An 18,860-nucleotide genomic window follows, 5' to 3' on the forward strand; every position below is an offset into this window, starting at 1 on the left:
TAAACTCACTCCAAATACGTTCGAAATTCATAAATACAACATTTTCTTATACGTCCCTAACAAACCGTTCACGGTTTACGAAAAACACCTCACTCCTTTAAAACCCTGCGATAAACGTATCAACAAAGTGTTTAAATTTATCCGTTATTACTGGCAGTATTCTTCTGCGTTGTAAAAGGCTGGGTTTGGTTTCTAGTACATCAGCAAAGTCATCCCTTAGTGGCATTTCGTCACTTAGCTCATAACGCGTTACTAGCTTTTCTAGGCGATCTTGGTTTAACTTTTGCTCGTGGGCAAACCTCTCAAGCTCTAGGCGCTTTTCTTTTTCCCAATAAAGCTCAAACTCTTCATCAACGTCAGCACTGGCAGGTATGCCTTGTAAGTGCTCGTCCATAAACTTATCTATAAGTGCTTTTTTACTTAATAAGGTTGGATCTGTGGCTATAAGGTTTGCTATTACTTGACGTTTACGGGCTTTTTCGTCGCCGCTTTCTTCGCCGTGTAACTCTCGCAATAACTGCAAAATATAGGTTACATTTACTATATCACTGTGTAGTAGCTCTAGTTCAAAATCAACGTCATCTAAAACCGATACTTTTTCTTTACTTGAGTTCTCACGTAGCTGCCTGCCAAGGTCGGCATACTTACTCGTATAATCCTGAAACTCTTGCTCGCCCATGGAGGTTGAGTCCATATCAAAGTCAGCAAAGTTGCTTAACATGTTCTTTAAGCGCATAAGCTCACGAAACTGCCTCACAAACAACGCCTGAGCCTCTTCGTCAGGTAAAGCATCAACTGAGTCAACGGTAGGCGTAATTTCCATTAGCGCTTCATAGGCGCTGTTAAAATCAGTAAGCAGCTCATTACACGAAGGTGTTTCTATATATTCTTTAGGCTGCTTGTTCGAAAACAGCGTAAAAGCCGTGTCGGCAGCTTTTTTAAGGTTTCTGAAGCACACTACATTGCCGTGCGATTTAGTCTCACCCAATAAACGATTAGTGCGCGAAAACGCTTGTACCAAACCATGATATTTAAGATTTTTATCAACGTACAAAGTATTGAGCTTAGGAGCATCAAAGCCTGTTAAAAACATATTCACCACCAGCAATATATCAATCTCTTTGGCTTTAACGCGCTTAGATATATTTTTGTAGTAGTCTTCAAATAACTTACTGTCTTTGGTGGAGTAGCTTGTACCAAACATTGCGTTGTAGTCGTTAATAAATGAGTCTAACTTATCGCGGCTATGCAGCTTAACGGTTTGCCCTTCGTTTAAATATTTGGCTGATACTTCTTTAATTTGCGCATCATCATTACCTAGTTCGTACTCTTCCTCTTCATTGGCCTCATAGCTAAATATGGTGGCAATTTTAAGGTTGTGTTTGCCTTGTGCTTTTTTGCTCGCAAACAACTCATAGTATTGAATAAGCTCTGCAACGCTTGATACACAAAACATAGCGTTATATTCGCGGCTATGCGTTTTACGGTTATGCTGGGCAATAATGTAATCAGTTATTTTATCTAAGCGCGCAGGAGAGGTTAAAAGCTCTTTGGTGTCGATGTCTTCAACTTCAATGTCTAGGTTGTTGTTAGAGCCATCTTTGTATTGGTAACGCCCAACGTACTCAATAGCAAACTTAAGCACGTTAGCGTCGCGTATTGCATCCACAATTACATAAGGATGTAAGCACTCACCAAACAAATCTTTTGTGGTGCGTTTAACTGAGTTTTTAGCAACGGCGTTGTCGGCAAATATAGGCGTACCCGTAAAACCAAACAACTGCGCGTTATTAAAAAATTCGGTAATATTTTTATGCGTATCGCCAAATTGACTGCGGTGGCACTCGTCAAATATAAACACAATGCGCTTATCCTGCAGGCTTTGCATTTCTTTTAAATAGCGCTGTTTAGTCACCACGTTATTGAGCTTTTGTAGGGTAGTTACCACCAGCTTAGTATTACGGCTTTGGTTGACCTTTCTACCCTTCATTGGCTTATCTAACAGCTGGTGGAACAACATACTGGTGTTGTCGGTACTGTCTACAGAGCCTTTTACAAACGCATTAAACTCAAGCGCGGTTTGGTAATCTAGGTCTTTACGGTCTACCACAAATACTACTTTATCAACCTCACTTAGCGAGGTCATAATTTGCGCCGCTTTAAACGAGGTTAAAGTTTTACCTGAGCCTGTAGTATGCCAAATGTAGCCGTTATCGGTTGTAGTTTTAACCTGCTCTACAATCGCTTCTACTGCATAAAACTGGTACGGCCTAAGCACCATTAAGTACTTACCTGTTTCATTAAGCACTATGTACTTGGTTAGCATATGCGTTAAGTGCGAAGGCGTTAAAAATGCTTCGGCAAAGTCATGTAACTGGCTTATTTTATTATTTTCATTATCAGTCCAGTCAAAGGTTTGCTTAGCCGACATTTCACTGTTGTTAGAAAAGTACTGGCTATTAACCCCATTCGACATTACAAACAGCTGCACATAGTTAAACAAACCATGGTTGGCATGAAACGAATGCTTTTGATAACGTTTAATTTGGTTAAACGCTTCTTTTAGTTCAATACCCCGGCGTTTTAGCTCTATTTGTACCAGCGGCAAGCCATTAACCAATAGCGTTACATCGTATCGGTTAGTATACGTGCCCTTTATCGTTATTTGTTGCGCTACCTGGAAGCTGTTTTGCTTCGGCTCATCAAACAACAAGGTTAAGTGCCTGCTATCGCCGTTATCAAGTGCTACATCAAGCTGGTCGCGCAATATTTTGGCTTTAGCAAATATATTCCCTTTACCAAGCTTACCTAGTATTTGTGTAAACTCAGTATCACTCAGCTTACAGTTATTCACTTTTTCTAGCTGGTGTTTAAGGTTAGCCTCAAGAGCGGCGTTGTCCTTTAAAACTACGCGCGTAAAGCCTTGCTCGCTAAGCTGTGCAATTAAGTTACCTTCTAATTGTTGTTCACTTTGGTAAGTCATTATATCTACAATTCCTTGGTACTAGCCTTATGCAATACATTCATAGCTTGTTGCTAATCTTTGTGTAACTTATAACCCTGCTCAGGGTGATTCGGTATTGTTGGGTAGGCCAAAAATAATACCTGCTCTTTAACCATCTCACGTAAGTAATGCTTTCTCAATGTATCAGTATTCATGTTAAGCAACTGCGCTATATCGCTAAGCCTTAAGCAATTAGGAGCCGACTTAGTACATAAATCAATTATCGCTTTTTGTACATCAGGCTTTTGTTTACGTCCTGAATTTTTGGCAATAGACGATGCTATTTCTTTGAGTTCAAGCCAAAGGTTAGAAGCACTTAAATCGAACTCCGGCACTGGCGGATTGAGCTCCGGCACTAACTCCGGCACTGGCGGGTTAAGCTCCGGCATTGGCTCTGTTAAGTCCGGCACTTCATTAATTGTTTTACTACCAATCAAGGGCAACGCTGCCTGAGTAGGTGATAATACAAAGCTAATGTTTCTACCAGCCTCATTGTCTGGCGTTGGCACTTCTATCCCTTTTAAATGATATATCTTGCCTCGGTGCTGGCCTGCCGACTCCAAGTACCCTGCATTAACTAACTGGCTTAACGCAAGTGTCACTTCTCTCGTATGCTCTGAAGTGAGCGAACAAATACGCTCGTGGTTAAACCATGACTCAGTGATAGCGGTCATTAAAATGGTGCGTTTTAGCTCGCTTAGTTTGTTATAACCTTCACCATACGTTTCAATTAGGCGTTGGTGTAACTCTGGCGATACCATGTTTACCATACGCAGCTCTAATAAGGTTTGGTTTAACTCGTCTTTTTCGTATAGATGTGGGGGCTGCCAGTTTTGCGCTTTACAATTACTGTATATTTTAGGAATACCCGAGCCTGCTTTTTCGCTCAAACCAATATTTAAAAATATTTGATGAATAGCGGGATTACGGCACTGGCTATTACCGCCTGCTTTAGCTTCATGTACAGGCACTCGCATAAGCCCTGCATTTCTAAAGCCGATAAAGTCAGGGTGTTTTTCAATTAAAATATTACTTTCGGTACTAAAGTCTGCATGTGCGAGTGTATTAACAAGTGCTTCACGAATAGCCTCATGCGCTGGGGTTGTATCTTGCCGTTGCCCGCCATCGGTTAGGTTAAAGCCTACTTTTAAATCTACCGTGAGCTTACGGTAAACCTTACGATAAAAGTCAAAAGCATTTCCCGACCAAGAACCATCGGTATAAATTCGGTCTATCCAGCGGTGTGTACTGTCGTCTTTTTCTTGATAATCGAGTGCAAAACTTGGTAGTGCGTCTTGAATTGCATCCCACTTACCAAACATTACCAGGCCTGCAAGGGTTAAGCCTGCTTTGCCTGTTACGCGGTCTTTTTGCCAGCCACGTATTGAGCGCAAAAACTCTTGGTCGCTCAATTCTAAAAAGGGGTGTTGCGGTTTAGCGTCAACAAACATTTGCCTGTAAATGCGCAAGCTTTCGGGGTCTATATCGTCTAGGGTAAAGTGCTCTAAAATGCGGTTATCACGCACTTCCTCTTGCTCTGCCAGCATTTTATTTACTGTCGGTGGCAAACACTTTTGGTCGGCCTCATAACGGCGCTGATAGGTCCCATTAAGTGGGTTTGCATTTATAAATACAGGGCGGCTTTGACGCGGAGCGCGTGGCACAGTAATCGCAATAACCGATTTGCCTTCAAGTGTTTCAACGCGCACATCGCTTTCGCTGAGCAAATTAATACTCACTTTATTGGGGTTATTAACAATATCCCAAATATTCTTAATTAGCGGCGCTGGGTTTGTTATACCCTCAACTGTAAACGTGCCTTTTTTTTCTTTAATGCCCAATAAAATTAAGCCACCACGAGTATTGGCAAACGCGCTATAAGTTTCCCACATATCATTAGGCACTGCACCATGGCCATCGCGGCCACTCGCCTGCTTACACTCAACCTCTACGCTTTCTTGCAAAGTTTGAATATCAATAATGTTCGCTATTGGGTCGTCGTTAATTTTATTAGTCATTATTTCTCACACAAACATTTGCTGTAGTAAGCCTTTTTTAAATAGCTTGGTTTGTTCAATTTGCTCGTTAACAGCGTTTGTTTTTTTATCGAGTGCTTCTAAAAATTGCGCTATTTTTTGTTGCTCTTTCAAGCAAGGTAACTGAACTTTGGTTTTGAGCCAGCTTTGGGTTTTAAACAGTAACTTCTCAATATGTACGCCATCACTATTAATAAAAAATGCACGTCGCATGTAGAGGGTTGTAGACAAGCGGTTAAAGTAATCAATATCTAACTTTGTTGATTGAGGTCTAAATACATTGTATTCATTAGAAACAATAGCCCCATCTAGCTCTTCAGGTACCAACCCGCAGGCTCCATGAACTATCTGTCGTTTTGATATTACAAACTCACCTTTGTGGATAGTGAATTGGTTTTTAACAAGTACATCCTTACCTTTAAAGTGTCCACGACTTTTAACCCCACCAAACCCCCTCTTTACAGTGATCAGCTCATAAGTAGCTTCATCATCCATTTTTAATGCGTCAGATTGTAAAATAAGAATATCCCTTAAAGCATATTCATTCCAATTAGGAAAATCGTTTCCATCATCATCTTTAAAGCGAATTTTTTGGCTGAAAACTTGTTGCATTACGCCTTTTTTGTAGTCTTTTAATAAGCGGTGCTTTTCAGTTAACTGGTTAACTTTAGTATCAATTGAAGTAAGGAAACTGGCAATTTTTTGCTGTTCTTTTAGACAAGGAAAATTTAGCTTTAACTCTTTTACATCGGAGCTATTGATGGCAGGGTAATTTGAACCAACAACAAGACTATCTAACTGATAAGTTAATCGAGGTGAAAATAAATAATAAAATAAGAAATCACTGGAAACACCATCTTTTGGGCTAAGTACTGCAAAGCCTGTACTTGCTATACAGTCTTTATGACTCTTACCAACTTTTGCAAACCCTTGAAGATTAGGCCGTACCGTAGATAGTAATATATCACCTTCTTTTAATTTTCTTCTTGCTCGTGAAGGTGCATTTTCTACTGTAAATAAACTCAACTCAGGCTTTATTACTTGATTCTTTATATCTGATAAAGATATGTAGTTAAATGCCCAATCAAGGGGAGTGCTTTTAGGTAAAGTTGATTTGTCGACCTCCGCCAGCTCACACATCGAGGAAGCACTCCAAGAGGAAGTATATTTGTTAAACCTCAACGTTGGTAATAAGTTGCTCATTTGTCAGCCTCAAACGGTGCATCAATTCCTAACTCTTTGCAAAAGTAGGCTATTTGATTATCTGCCTGTAGCATATTTCTATCATTCGCCTTAAGCTTCTGAGCTAATAGCATTAAATCTACAGCTTCGTCCTCTTCAAACATATCAACATATCGAGGAAGATTAAGGTTAAAATCATTTTCAACCAAATAATTGCGAGAAGCAATACACGCAAACTTATCAATGTTTTTTCGCTCTTTTACGGCATCTAAAATTCTGTTCAAGTCTTGTTCTGTCAAATAGTTATTATTAGTACCTTTCTCAAAATGATTGCTCGCATCTATAAACAATACGTTGTCGTCGGCTCTACGGTGTTTGTTTAGCACCAACACACAGGTAGGAATAGACGTGCCAAAAAATATGTTAGCAGGTAAGCCTATTACCATATCAAGGTAGTTTTTTTCTTTAATAAGGTGTTTGCGTATATGCCCTTCGGCAGCACCACGAAACAATACGCCATGGGGTAGCACCACTGCCATGGTACCGTTATCGTCAAGCTGGTGGATCATGTGTTGTACAAAAGCAAAGTCAGCCTTACTTTTAGGTGCTAGCTTACCGTAGTCGGCAAAGCGCTCGTTATTCATGTGTAGCGGGTTGGCAGACCAGCTTGCTGAAAATGGCGGGTTAGCTACTACGGCACTAAAGCGTTGCTCAAGGTGTGCAGGAACTTCTAGTGTGTCATCGTTTTGAATGTCGAACTTAGTATAATGCACGTCATGCATAATCATGTTCATGCGGGCTAGATTATACGTACTTGGGTTTTGCTCTTGTCCGTAAAATTTTAAATCAGGATTATTAGCCTCTTTAGCAACACGTAACAACAATGAGCCCGAGCCACAGGTCGGGTCGTAAACCGATTTAATATGCGGGTTATTTAAGGTTACTAATTTTGCCAGTAACTTAGACACCATTTGCGGCGTATAAAACTCGCCTGCTTTTTTACCAGCGCCGCTGGCAAACATGCCAATAAGGTATTCGTAAGCGTCGCCAAGTATGTCTATTTCGCTGTTTTCTAGGTGAAAGTCGATGTTATCAAGGTGCTCTAATACTTTGGCTATTAACTTGTTGCGCGCATCGGGTGTTTTCCCTAACTTATTAGAGGTTAGGTCTAGCTCGTCAAACAAGCCGTTAAAGTCATCGGCACTGTCTGCGCCCATCGTGCTTTGTTCAATATGGTTAAGTACGTTGGTTACATCGTCTAAAATAAACTTATCGTTAGCACCACGCTCAGCCAATACATGAAACAGCTCTGCTGGCTTTAAAAAGTAGCCTAACTTATCAAGCGCCTCTTCTTTTACAGCCTCTAAATACTCTTGGCCCTCTGCTGTTGTTTCGTCAATTTTAGCAAATACAATACCGTCCTCACTCAGTAGCTGATCGGCATAAGTGTTGAGCTTATCTGAAAGGTATTTATAAAAAATAAGCCCAAGTATATAATCACGAAAATCATCAGCCGACATGTTGCCACGTAAGCTGTTAGCAATATTCCAAAGCTGTTTTTTTAATTCTTGTTGGTGTTGTTGAACCATTGTTGTGTGTTCTCTTAATTGGTTGTGTAGAGGTTTCTACTAGCACGCCGAGCGTACTTATTAATCTTCAATAATGTAGTCGCTATCAAGCGCTTTTACTTCAAATACCTGTTTGGTGCTAACGCCTAAGTTATGAGTAAGCATTAGCTCTGTAAGTTGTTTACCATCTACAAGCACTATGCGCTTTTCTATTAAGCCTACATATTCCAGTGCATCTTTACTAAAGCCGCTGGTGGTGATGAATACGCCCTTTTTAGCGCGGTGCATATCAAGTGCGCCCGCAAAGGCTTGTATGTCTGCTCTACCCACTGTTTTATTGGTGTAGCGCTTAGCCTGTAAATATATCATTTCGAGGCCGAGTTTATCTTCTTTTATTACGCCATCAATGCCACCATCTTGAGTATACTGAGTAGCTTGCCCTGCATCTTTACGTGAGCCGCCATAGCCCATAGCTAGCATTAAATCGACTACAAGGTTTTCAAAAAACGCAGGGGAGGCCGAAAGCACGGCCTGTAGTATTTCGTCGCTTAAGTTAGTGTTGAGTGTATCTACCGCTGCTTCTATCAGCTCTTCGGGTGTTTTGTGTGAGTTGCTATTTACTAAGCTGGTGGTGTTTTCGTCTAGTGAGTCGCTAGTATCTTTAGTACGGGTTTTAAAATCTAAAAACTCAGGATATTGGCTTAAATACTGGTTATTGATTTGTTCACCTGTTGCTAACGCAGATAAACCTTTGCTCGTAATGGTACAAAAGGCTCTTTTAGGTTGCTCAATTAACCCTGCTTTAACTAAGTATGTTTTAGCCCATTGCAAGCGATGGTAGGCATAGGTTTGTTTACCATTAGGTATACGTAGCTTAAGCTGCTCTACTGATAAACCGAGGTTTTGATAAACGCTTGCTTCAATGTCTTTAAGCTTGACGGTTTTACCGTTAGCTAAGCACTGCAGTAATGGAGTCATGAATGATTGGTAATCTGGTAACGACATACTATTCCCTGCCAAGCCGTATTAGTTAATAACTAAACAGCTAATCCTTTTGTTTTATTAGTTGAGATAATATACACATTAAGATTAAGGGGCAAAGATTATGTAATGATCATGTGTCTCATATCAACACAGTTGATGTTGGGTAGTAAGAAGAACTAAGAACGCACAGTTACAAACGCCTCCTCGTGCGTTTATGATTGTAATATCGGAGTTTTCACTATTTTTCTTAAACCGATGCACTAAACCTATAGGGTTTTTCGGTCTATTTACCTCAGTTGCTCACAACTTATTTCATAAAATACAAAAATCGCCTGTGAGCAACTGAGGTAAATAGACTGTTTTTTATCCATTTGACGTATGTTCTGATGTATCAATCCTTGTTCACCATTGTCAATCACTCAAACCGATGCAGCAAACCTATATACCCTGCTTTAAACCGATGCAACAAACCTCTAATTATAAAACAATGGCTTAGGTTTATTTTGTGCTTTAAGCTCTGCTTCTCTTAGACTTGAAAGAGAGTTTATCTGGGGTTTCTTCGGAAAACCGATGCAGTAAACCTCTAGTTATAGATCAATGACTTAGGTTGATATCTGCTTTATTTCCCTGTATTTAGGCACTTTAAGGGCATTATTCGGGCACTACCTGGAGAAAACCGATGCAACTAACTATAGGGTTTAGGTGGTGGGTCGTAGGTAGCGCTTTTAAAAACAAGTTAAAGCGCTATCTATTTTGATATCACAAAGGCTGGCCAAAGAAGTCATCAGCCCGCAACTTACTTCTTCGTAATCTAAGTTTGATTGGGGTAAAGGTTTTTATCGCTAGTTTGTGCCAGCATTGAGCAACCCTCTTTTGACATCCTCCCCCACCTCGCTAAGCGCCTGAACAAGTTCAGGAAAGGAGGGGGATTCCGATTAGTTTAAAACCATCGGGGCCTTATGATCACTCATAAGGCAAGTTCCTGCTTCAACAAGCTGACTAATGTCAATCTCTCCACAGGCTAGAACGCGATGACCTCGCGCTAAAATATTTAATGCGCCAACATGATCCGCATTATCTTGATAACCGCACTTCGCACATTCAAACTTAGACTGCGTTAATCGGTTATCTTTTGATTGATGGCCACACGCTGGACACGTTTGACTGGTATGTTTCGGATCAACAAAAATAACCTGACCGCCGAGCCAATCCTGCTTATATTTCAGCATCTCTTTAAACATTCCCCATCCTTGATTGAGAATGACGCGGTTTAAGCCAGATTTTTGTTTCACCATTTTTCCATGCTGCTCACTGTTGCCTTTGCTGTTTTTCGTCATATTTCTAATTTTAAGATCTTCTAGTACGATGATTGCGTGGCTTTTGCTCAACTGTGTTGAGATCTTATGTAATTTGTCATGACGAATATTGGCAACTTTCGTATGAAATGTTGTGATCTTTGCTTTTAATTTTTTCCAGTTACTTGAAAATTTCACTTTTCTAGCAAGTTGCTTCTGTAATCGTTTGATCCTGATTGTCTGTTTACTGGTATCTATCGGCTCCATAAAACTGCCATCAGAAAAGGTAATTAGGCGTTTCACGCCTAAATCTCCGCCAATTATGGCGTTTGATGGGTGCTTAGGTGGTGCTACTTCTTGTTCAACTTGGATTGAAACAAACCAGTGCTTTCCTTTTTGTGAAACAGTGACGTTTTTAGCTTTTCCTAAAATAGCTTGGCTTTTTCTAACATTAACCCAACCGATTTTAGGTAAAAAAATACGTTTCCCATTCTTGTCGATTTTAAAGCCTTGTGGAAAACTAAAGCTATTCACCTCTCCTTTTTTCTTAAAAGTAGGCACCCGTTTGAGTGGTTGGTTTTTATCGAATGCGTCTTTAAAGGCGCGTTCAAGCTGTTTTAATGTTTGTTGGATAGTTTGTGCGGGCGATAGTGTTAAAAAGCCATACTCCTCGCTTTTTTTCCAAAGTTTGGAAAAGAAATCCAACTCTTGGTAGTAGCAAATTTTTTGTTCATTCTGTAACTTAAATAAGTTAATCGCTAAGGCTTTATTCCACAAGAATCGACAATTTCCCGCATATTGCGCCATTTTAGCGTTAATATCGGGTGTTGTTTTTAAACGAAATTTATAAGCTTTGCGAATAATCATACTGTTATTATATACAGTCAATCAAAAAGGAACAACCCACTTAGTCGCTTCGCGACTATTGCCTTATATCACCGACCTAAAGGAACGGTGTTTTACGGCAAAAAGTTGATAAAAAGTTTTCTTATTAGGGATTTCACATCCGTACCGATTTGATAATTGTACTATCGAAACGCCCTTCTTTGTTGACGACTTGCTTTCAAGTATTTCGTTAGTAAACAAAACCTCTCATCTGCAGAACTTCTATCATTAAATGGGGAAAATACTCTGCCTCATTACTTAGAATAAACCCCATGGAACTTTCCAATCACTTCCCAAATAACTATCTATCTGGGATTGTGATGCATATTTCCACGAAGGCAGCTTATACATAACTATTACAGGGGATTGATAAGAGAATTCCCTGTATTTCTGGGATTGTGATGCGTATTTCCACAAAAATAGCTCATACATAGCTATTACAGAGGATTGATAGGAGCATTCCCTATTTATCTGGGATTGTGATACATATCTCCACAAAAATAGCTTATACATAGCTATTGCAGGGATAAATTGGAGCATTCCCTATTTATCTGGGATTGTGATGCATATTTCCACAAAAATAACTTATACATAGATCATATGGTTCCCAACTCATTGAAATAGGTTTCATGGAAAAATTATAAAGCCATTACGACAGAAGAAGAGACATTGCTAGAGTTGGAACGGTTTGCAGAGAAATGGGACAATCAAAATACGTTATTTAATTACCCTGAGGCGATACGAAAAGCCATTTAAACAACGAATGCCATTGAATCACTCAAAAGCGTTATTCGCCGAGCGATTAAAAACCGTAAGCTATTTCCAAATGACGACTCTGCAAGAAAAATGATTTATTCAGGAATAAAAGAGGCATCAAAAAAATGGACGGATACCAATACGAGACTGGCGGTTTTATCATTGAATTTGAGGAAAACCTCAGTAAACATATTTAAAATCTAAAAACGGGCAGTTACACAGAATCCGTTACAGACTCATAACTTTCCAATAAAAAATACCACTTGCTCTAAGGTAAGTGGCATTAAAATCACTCTACACTTTTTAAATAGTATCGATTTATGCTAACTAGTCGCTCTCACATTCTCTCCACTCATCAAATAAGCTTGATTGGTTAGCTGTGCGCCATGTTTCATATACAAAAGTGATCTCAGGAATTTCTTTAATTCTGAATGAAAAATGAAATCCTTCTGATGCCTCTTTGTTTCCAACACACGTTACCGCAGGTAATACAGTTTTAAACTCAACTGACTCACCTTTGCCAATAACTTGCCCTTGCATTAAGTTTTCAAAGCGAGGTGTTAAGCTTTCTAAATCACCATTGATATGACTAACATGTAGATTTTCGATGGTGTAATCTGCATCTGTTGCAGTTAATGACCACCTTACATAACCTTCTTCAAGGAAAGGCTTAGAGCTTGCATAAAAGTCATTAGCAAATGGAGGGATATTTTCATATGGTAATGGCTGCCATAAGCTTTCATTATTGTCATTTAAACTGCGTAAACGAACACCTTTAGCCTCAGCTATTGGGTCAACTTTTACTACAAAATCGTACTGTGGAGCATCATCAATTAAGTCTGTTGCAGAGTATCTGAATGTGTACGTTCCTGGTTTAGTAAATACTTGACCTCGGGTGTTAGAGCAATCGGCCTCACTTGGGCTACTGGTAAACTCGCCGCCTTCAGGTGTACTGATCAGCTCTTCATGCGTGAATACTTCATCACCATCGGCATCAATTGTCACCGGGCGATGCGATAACGACATACATGTTAGAATTTGATAATAGTCTTCACCCGGCCTTAAACGCCCCCAGTTACGTGCCCATACTACTGAGCGTATTTCTGGTGTTGTGTTGGTTAATTTAGCTAAACCATCATCTTGCGCATATGTTTTGGCAAATAAGCCACGGTCATCTTCTACAATCAAACGTGCAGTGTAAGAACCTGGCACATCGGTGATCACTTTTGCACGGCGATACTCTTGACTCTCTGGCTCGATCACGGCTTCAATTGTCGCGTTACTGCCATCAGGTTTATCTGTTAGCTCCCAGTGAAAGGTAATTGGGTCATCATTAGGATCGCTACTTGAAGCATCAAATACTAACGCATCACCAACCAATACTGATTTTGATTGTGCATTAACGCCACTTGTTGAAGGTTGGCCGTTAACGTTACCTACTTTTGCTTCCATCGTGGCATCAAGTGACATTTGATTTTCACCGTCAGAAATCACCATTCGAACTAAATAAGTACCTGCTATATCTAACTTTTGGATTTTTTTACCCATCGGTTTCCAAGAGCCTATATCAACAAGCTCAGCTAAACTACCTTCAGGTTTTTCAACAAGTGTCGCGTCGATAATTTGCAGCGCTTCACCTTCTGGATCATAACCAGTAAAGTTAAACTCGGCGCGAAGACCAACTTCTTGTTCACCAATACTGTAAGACGGATAATAACCAGTTGCTGATAACTCACCAATAGGTGCCGCATTGGTTGTCGCTTCAGGGTTTTTATTGACTGTGACGGTTATTTCTTTTTCTTCACTTTTTCGCGTGCCATCAAATACAAATAGCATTATTTTATAATTTGCTACAGCTTGTGGAGTAAAACGCACTTTGGCGGTTGTTGCACCGTCAAGTTTTGGCAAGGGTACATTATCAGGCTCCGTTGGGCTATAACCCCATTGCCAGCGATATTGCAGTTGCTCACCTTCTGGATCAATACTCGATGAGGCATCAAGTACGGCTTCTTCACCTAAAATAATAGTAATGTCATCTGCTTTAGCAACTGGTGGTGCATTACCCTCTGCCACACTAACCGTAACATTAACGGGCTCACTGGCAATGCCATTATAAGTCACTATAAATTGCAGTTTGTAATCACCGGCTAAATCAACAAATAAAGTACTTTGACTTTGATCTGCATTGTTTAAATAGCCCGTACTATCTGTTGGCTTTTCAATAAGCTCCCATTGGTATTCTAATGAGCCGGTTTCACCAGTCGGTGTTACGCTTTGACTACCATCAAGACCAATGCTATCAGTGCCCAAATTTACACTATAAATTGACTCAGTAATTGCAATTGGATACGGGCTGGTTGCAGTGAGCGTAAAACGAACAGCTTCGCTGTTTTTGGTGCCATCGTTTACGATTAAGCTCACTACATATACACCGGGGAAATCAGCTGTAAATTCAGTTATTGCACTGTCTGCACTGGTAATATCTGAGTTACTTGCAGCTGGTCGCTCAATAAGCTGCCACGTGTAAGTTAAGCTAGTACCTTCGGCATGGGTACTTGTATCAGCATTGAGTGTTACTTGTACCGCGCCAGCTTCTAATGAAAATATTTGTTCCGTGGGCGATTGTAACTCAATGACAGCGATTGGCTTTTGCTGCGGGACTTGCACTTCGGTGTCGGCTTTTTTATCACTACTGCCGCCACAGGCCGACATAGTGAGCGAAAGCCCGATGATAGCGATTACGCCAAATATTTTTTTCATGCTTTTATTCTCCTGTCTGATAGGTGTTATCAGTTAAAATTGTAAGGTTAAGCTCAGTCGTGCTGTTCTTCCTGGTGCAGGTACTAAACCCAAGCTCAAGGCATCGAGGTAATAACGATCGGTGACATTGTCTACGGTGAAATCGAGTGTCGTATCATCGTTAAATTTATAACTGGCATAGATATCCAGCAGGTTATAACTGTGCCAAAGGACGGGTTCATTAAACCCTGTTGGAGCGTTGTAACGAGGGATTGAGTTACGTTGCCCCATGAAAGTGCCTCTTAGTCCCGCTTCTAACCGCTGTTCAAATAAACGCACACCAAGGTGAGCACTTGCATGCCAATTTGGCGGGATCATGTTGTTTATATAACTCTCAGGTAGGCCCCAATCATTACAGTAGTAACGTACGTAACTCCCTACATTGCACACTTCAATATGGGTGTAATGCGTACCGCTTAATTCTACAAGCCAGTATTTTGTGTCGTAGCTAAAATTAAGTTCCCAGCCATTTAGATCAAGACTGTCGATATTTCGCATTCGGAAGAAGTCGAGACCACCTTGCTTTTGCTCCCATGCATTTGGCTGGGTGCGAGTTAAGTAGTCATCAACGTGGTTTTGGAAATACGCGAGCTTGAAACCCACTTTATAATCATTGATCAGTAATGAGTCGTTTAAATAATTTAGGCCAACTTCTTGATTAGTTGCATGTTCAGGTTCTAAGGGGATATCTAATACAGGGCTTACAGACCAGCCTGAGGTGCTTTCAAATAAACTCGGCATGCGTAATGCTTCGCTATGGCGAAGGTAAAATTGTAATCCTTTAAATGCTTGCCATTTTATAGCGACTAACGGCGCAGTACCTGAATGACTATTTTCATATTGCACTTCTAAGCAACCACCTGCATCGTCAGATATGCAGGCGGGATCATTCGTGTTTATAGCAAGAGGATTGTTGTCTTTAGAAGAAAAATGAGTAAAACGTAAACCGGCTTCTAGTGACCATGCTGATGCAAATTGCCAATCTACTGCACTAAAAGCGCTGAACTCTTTACGCCACCCGCTGCGCGAACCCACATAAAAACCTTCAGTTTCAGGGGTGTTAGTGTCCATGTTTTCATACTGTCCAGCAAAGCCATAACTTAGTTCTAATTCGCCTGCTGAGTAAAACATCATGCTATTACTTATATCAGTTCCAAAGCGTTGATAGTCATCACTGCGAGCAACATTATCAGCAATATCTACTGAGCCAACACCTGGGGTATTTAACTGAGTAAGTGCATCGGTATGCCAAATATTGGCTTTAAAATCAGCCCAGTCATATTTAATTGGCTGCCAACGGTATCGCAATGTGTAAGTTTGATTGGTTACTTCGCTATCAAGCCATTGTCTTGCCTGACCAAAAGAACGTATTTGTGAAGGCATCATTTCGCCATACGCGCTGTTATAACGTATATAGCTCATTTCTAGACTTTGATCATCGGGCAGCAGTACATTACTTTTTAACAGCCAAGATTCACTCGAAAAGTTAGTATTGGGGATACGCTCATTAGCACGAAAACGTGACGCGCCTTGCATTGATACTTGCGTTTCAGTGTACCAAGCAAGTTTGTCTGGCTCGCCGTAAATGACCTCTGGTGCAGGGCCATTACTGCCTGCATAGTAGTTACCTTGCTCTCTTTTTGCATAGGCGCCAATAAGGTCGCCCCATTCAAAATGTTTCGCTGCTGCAAAACTACCGGCATAACTCCTAAATTTAAATAAGCTTGGTCTATCCATGCCTTCATCAGGTGCAAAGCGCTCTGGCATTAAATATTGATCGCTACAGTAGCTCGAAAACCGACATTCGGAGCGGTACGCATTACGTGCTAAATAATAACCCGCATAAGTCCCAGGATCGGGTGCATTTGAGCTATTTCCAATGGCGCTAACACGCAATCGATAGCCCGTTAACTCGCCTTCTTTTACAATATCATCGGCGCTTAATGTGCTTACACTCACTAAGCCACCCGTCGCGCCGGTGCCATCAGCACTCATTACCGGGCCTTTACTAATTTTAAGTGTTCCGATTAAGTCAGGGTCAATGTAGCTACGACTTGACACCCCAGAGTAACCGCGATAAACCGTGGTTTCTTGGCGGCTGCCGTCGATCACCACAGGTACTCTACCTTGTCCTTGCATACCTCTAATATTTATATCGAGACCACCAGAGTTGCGGTTTTCACTGATCAATACACCCGGCGTGCCCTGAAAAATATCGCCAACACTGGTTCCTCTAAAACGTTGAATATCTTGCTGAGTGATCAAGTTTACTGAGGCAGCTTCGGTGTAGGTTTGATCTTTTAGATCAACGTTACGGCTTTGCACATTAATAGTATTTAGGGTTATTAAATCTTGTTGGTTTTTTTCCTGTACTAACCATGCACGACTACTAATTGGTAAGGCCTGTAAGTCAGTATTTTGTAATAGCGTCAACAATGCTGATTCAGTGCTGTATTGACCTAACATTGCAGTAACTGAAAAACCACGTACAGTCCGCTCTTCAAATGACAGCGTTACACCGGCTTGGCGCGAAAATAATCTAAGTACATCCCCTAGTTCGCCCCCGGGTAGATCAAAATTGATCATTTTTATTTGTGATGTCGCTGTTGCTTGTTCAGCTAAACTTGCAGTGGGTGTGATAACCAACAAACAAGTTACAACGGATAATAAGTGTAGTGCAGCGCGGGGCATGAATGATTTCCTATTTCTTTAATGCATACTTATATGACGCATGAAAATAGAAACCCCGTAAGGTTAAATGATAATTATCTTATATTTTTATATAACTCTATTGAACTGGGTAACTAATTGAATAATTAAGGCCGTATTTCAGCCCACCAACGAGTCATGTAATGCACTTTAGCGCGAGCAGTGCGAGCAAGAGTTGTTAAAATGAGGTTAGTATCATTTAATTGAAACACCCCAGATACTAAGTAATCATCTAAATTTGGCGCACATTTTATAAACCCACGGTGATAACGTGATAACTCCGCTAAAAAATGCTTTATGGGCATGTTCCGCACAGAAAGAAGCCCTTCGGTCCAACTACTGTAATCAAATATATGATTATCTAACTGCTGCACTGAATTTGAGGTTATTTTATAAAGCGCTCCTGCATTCATTACTTGGTTAGTGAGGAAAGTATTTGGCTGCTGTACAACAATACTGCCCTGCATAACTTTAACTAGTGCATGGTCATCTTCATGACGCACAAAAAACTGTTTACTATCACTTATTAGCACTCCATGATTAAGTTTTATTTGGAGCGGCTGTGCGCTAACTGAGGCGGTGTATTGCATTTCTCCACGCGTTAAATGAATGTGTTTATTTTGGTTGTTAAAATTAAGCTCAACGGTACTGCCACTATTAAGCCAAAGCTGACTGTTATCGGCTAACGTAAAAAGTTCACGTTGATTAGTGGTTGCATAATCTGCGTTAAGGTATTGCCAAGCGCCTTGTTTATCAGCTAACCAACTAACACTTGCTAAAGTAAGAGTGGTACCTGCTATTTTCTTTAATGCTTGGCGGCGGCTCATGCTCTGTATGTCACGATCTGTTTTTTGTAACGTTGAATGAACGATGCTGGCGCTTTTTTTTGTCGCGCCTGAAAATGTTGATTCTAATAACTCAATCCGCTGCCATGCCAGTTCGTGCATAGGATCAGCTAAGCGCCAACGTTGGTACTCATCAAGATCTTTAGATTGTGCGTTGCCTGACTCGAAACAAATACACCAAGCAATCGCTTGTTGCACAATTTGATCAGGTAACGGCGTGTGTTTTGCTTTTTGCACAACAGTGGTATCCATCTATTACTTTTAATCCGAATAAGTGAGGGTATAACACTCAAACATGGCTTTCGCGATGTACTTTTCAATAGATGATAAGCTTACATCGAGTTGTTTTGCCACTTCTTTATAGCTGAGCCCATCTAGTCTAACCATTAAGAATGCTGTTTTTTCAATTGGCCTTAAACCACTTAATAACCGGTCTATTTGTTCTAATAGCCTCAATAACTGAAATTGCTCTTCCGGTGAGAAATAGGCTGTTTCTGGCATGCTTTCTAAAAAATCTACATAGTTCTTTTCTAAAATCTTGCGCCGTATGTCATCGGTTACTAAGTTACCAGCAACTTTTGTAAGCCATGCTCTTGGGCTACGTATTTCGCTGTATAAAGAAGTTTTATTTAATAAACGTATAAACGTATCTTGAGCAAGATCTTGTGCACTATCAGTGTCAGTGCTATAGGTACGACGCGCAATCCAGCGAACAAGCCACTCATGGTGTTCCTGATAAAGCGTATTAAACCCTGCTGAATTAGCGGTATTTCTGGTCAAAATTTTGGTCTTCCTGT

The 18,860-nt window shown here is 40.5% G+C and carries 10 protein-coding genes and 1 pseudogene; 1 reads left to right on the plus strand and 10 read right to left on the minus strand.

What is annotated here, in order from left to right; genetic code table 11:
* Nucleotides 1–97 precede the first annotated feature (97 nt).
* The 6 genes from NDQ71_RS24115 to NDQ71_RS24140 all read right to left on the minus strand — a co-directional run bounded on the left by NDQ71_RS24115 (nt 98) and on the right by NDQ71_RS24140 (nt 10,936).
* Nucleotides 98–2,983, minus strand: coding sequence for a type I restriction endonuclease subunit R (locus NDQ71_RS24115; RefSeq protein ID WP_301563121.1), 2,886 nt, complete (start codon nt 2,981–2,983; stop codon nt 98–100).
* A gap of 53 nt (nt 2,984–3,036) precedes the next feature.
* A complete protein-coding gene (locus tag NDQ71_RS24120; protein ID WP_301563122.1) occupies nt 3,037–5,022 on the minus strand; it encodes an RNA-binding domain-containing protein in 1,986 nt (661 codons plus the stop codon).
* A gap of 6 nt (nt 5,023–5,028) precedes the next feature.
* Nucleotides 5,029–6,243, minus strand: a complete 1,215-nt coding sequence (locus NDQ71_RS24125) for a restriction endonuclease subunit S (RefSeq protein ID WP_301563123.1) — start codon at nt 6,241–6,243, stop codon at nt 5,029–5,031.
* Nucleotides 6,240–7,811, minus strand: a complete 1,572-nt coding sequence (locus NDQ71_RS24130) for a type I restriction-modification system subunit M (protein ID WP_301563124.1) — start codon at nt 7,809–7,811, stop codon at nt 6,240–6,242. Before NDQ71_RS24130 ends, NDQ71_RS24125 begins: the two co-directional genes overlap by 4 nt.
* A gap of 60 nt (nt 7,812–7,871) precedes the next feature.
* Nucleotides 7,872–8,795 (minus strand): restriction endonuclease, encoded by a 924-nt coding sequence (locus NDQ71_RS24135; protein ID WP_301563125.1) that lies wholly within the window; start codon nt 8,793–8,795, stop codon nt 7,872–7,874.
* Nucleotides 8,796–9,709: 914 nt separating this feature from the next.
* Complete coding sequence (locus NDQ71_RS24140) at nt 9,710–10,936, minus strand: transposase (RefSeq protein ID WP_301563126.1); 1,227 nt, start codon at nt 10,934–10,936, stop codon at nt 9,710–9,712.
* A gap of 609 nt (nt 10,937–11,545) precedes the next feature.
* Between NDQ71_RS24140 and NDQ71_RS24145 the strand changes: the two are divergent.
* A pseudogene (locus NDQ71_RS24145) lies at nt 11,546–11,907 on the plus strand (transposase); the annotation flags it as partial.
* Nucleotides 11,908–12,037: 130 nt separating this feature from the next.
* On the opposite strand, the gene NDQ71_RS24150 reads toward NDQ71_RS24145, so the two are convergent.
* The 4 genes from NDQ71_RS24150 to NDQ71_RS24165 form a co-directional block, all read right to left on the minus strand.
* Nucleotides 12,038–14,470, minus strand: a complete 2,433-nt coding sequence (locus NDQ71_RS24150; RefSeq protein ID WP_301563127.1) for a hypothetical protein — start codon at nt 14,468–14,470, stop codon at nt 12,038–12,040.
* A gap of 33 nt (nt 14,471–14,503) precedes the next feature.
* Nucleotides 14,504–17,200 carry a TonB-dependent receptor gene (locus tag NDQ71_RS24155; protein WP_193039113.1) on the minus strand — a complete coding sequence of 899 codons (2,697 nt, stop codon included), beginning with the start codon at nt 17,198–17,200 and terminating at the stop codon, nt 14,504–14,506.
* A 125-nt stretch (nt 17,201–17,325) separates the two neighbouring features.
* The gene (locus NDQ71_RS24160; protein WP_192532256.1) at nt 17,326–18,315 is read right to left on the minus strand and encodes a FecR domain-containing protein; all 990 of its coding nucleotides are present in this window, start codon (nt 18,313–18,315) and stop codon (nt 17,326–17,328) included.
* 9 nt (nt 18,316–18,324) lie between these two features.
* Nucleotides 18,325–18,843 (minus strand): sigma-70 family RNA polymerase sigma factor, encoded by a 519-nt coding sequence (locus NDQ71_RS24165; RefSeq protein WP_086995602.1) that lies wholly within the window; start codon nt 18,841–18,843, stop codon nt 18,325–18,327.
* Nucleotides 18,844–18,860 lie beyond the last annotated feature (17 nt).

It is taken from the genome of Pseudoalteromonas sp. KG3, from assembly GCF_030436385.1.
In the GTDB taxonomy this organism is placed as follows: Bacteria; Pseudomonadota; Gammaproteobacteria; order Enterobacterales; family Alteromonadaceae; genus Pseudoalteromonas; species Pseudoalteromonas prydzensis.

Excerpts from the sequence above, each read along its gene's own strand:
- NDQ71_RS24140 (WP_301563126.1), bottom strand. The coding sequence starts at position 10,936 with ATGATTATTCGCAAAGCTTATAAATTTCGTTTAAAAACAACACCCGAT.
- NDQ71_RS24125 (WP_301563123.1), bottom strand. The coding sequence starts at position 6,243 with ATGAGCAACTTATTACCAACGTTGAGGTTTAACAAATATACTTCCTCT.
- NDQ71_RS24160 (WP_192532256.1), bottom strand. The coding sequence starts at position 18,315 with ATGGATACCACTGTTGTGCAAAAAGCAAAACACACGCCGTTACCTGAT.
- NDQ71_RS24120 (WP_301563122.1), bottom strand. The coding sequence starts at position 5,022 with ATGACTAATAAAATTAACGACGACCCAATAGCGAACATTATTGATATT.
- NDQ71_RS24155 (WP_193039113.1), bottom strand. The coding sequence starts at position 17,200 with ATGCCCCGCGCTGCACTACACTTATTATCCGTTGTAACTTGTTTGTTG.
- NDQ71_RS24115 (WP_301563121.1), bottom strand. The coding sequence starts at position 2,983 with ATGACTTACCAAAGTGAACAACAATTAGAAGGTAACTTAATTGCACAG.
- NDQ71_RS24150 (WP_301563127.1), bottom strand. The coding sequence starts at position 14,470 with ATGAAAAAAATATTTGGCGTAATCGCTATCATCGGGCTTTCGCTCACT.
- NDQ71_RS24135 (WP_301563125.1), bottom strand. The coding sequence starts at position 8,795 with ATGTCGTTACCAGATTACCAATCATTCATGACTCCATTACTGCAGTGC.
- NDQ71_RS24130 (WP_301563124.1), bottom strand. The coding sequence starts at position 7,811 with ATGGTTCAACAACACCAACAAGAATTAAAAAAACAGCTTTGGAATATT.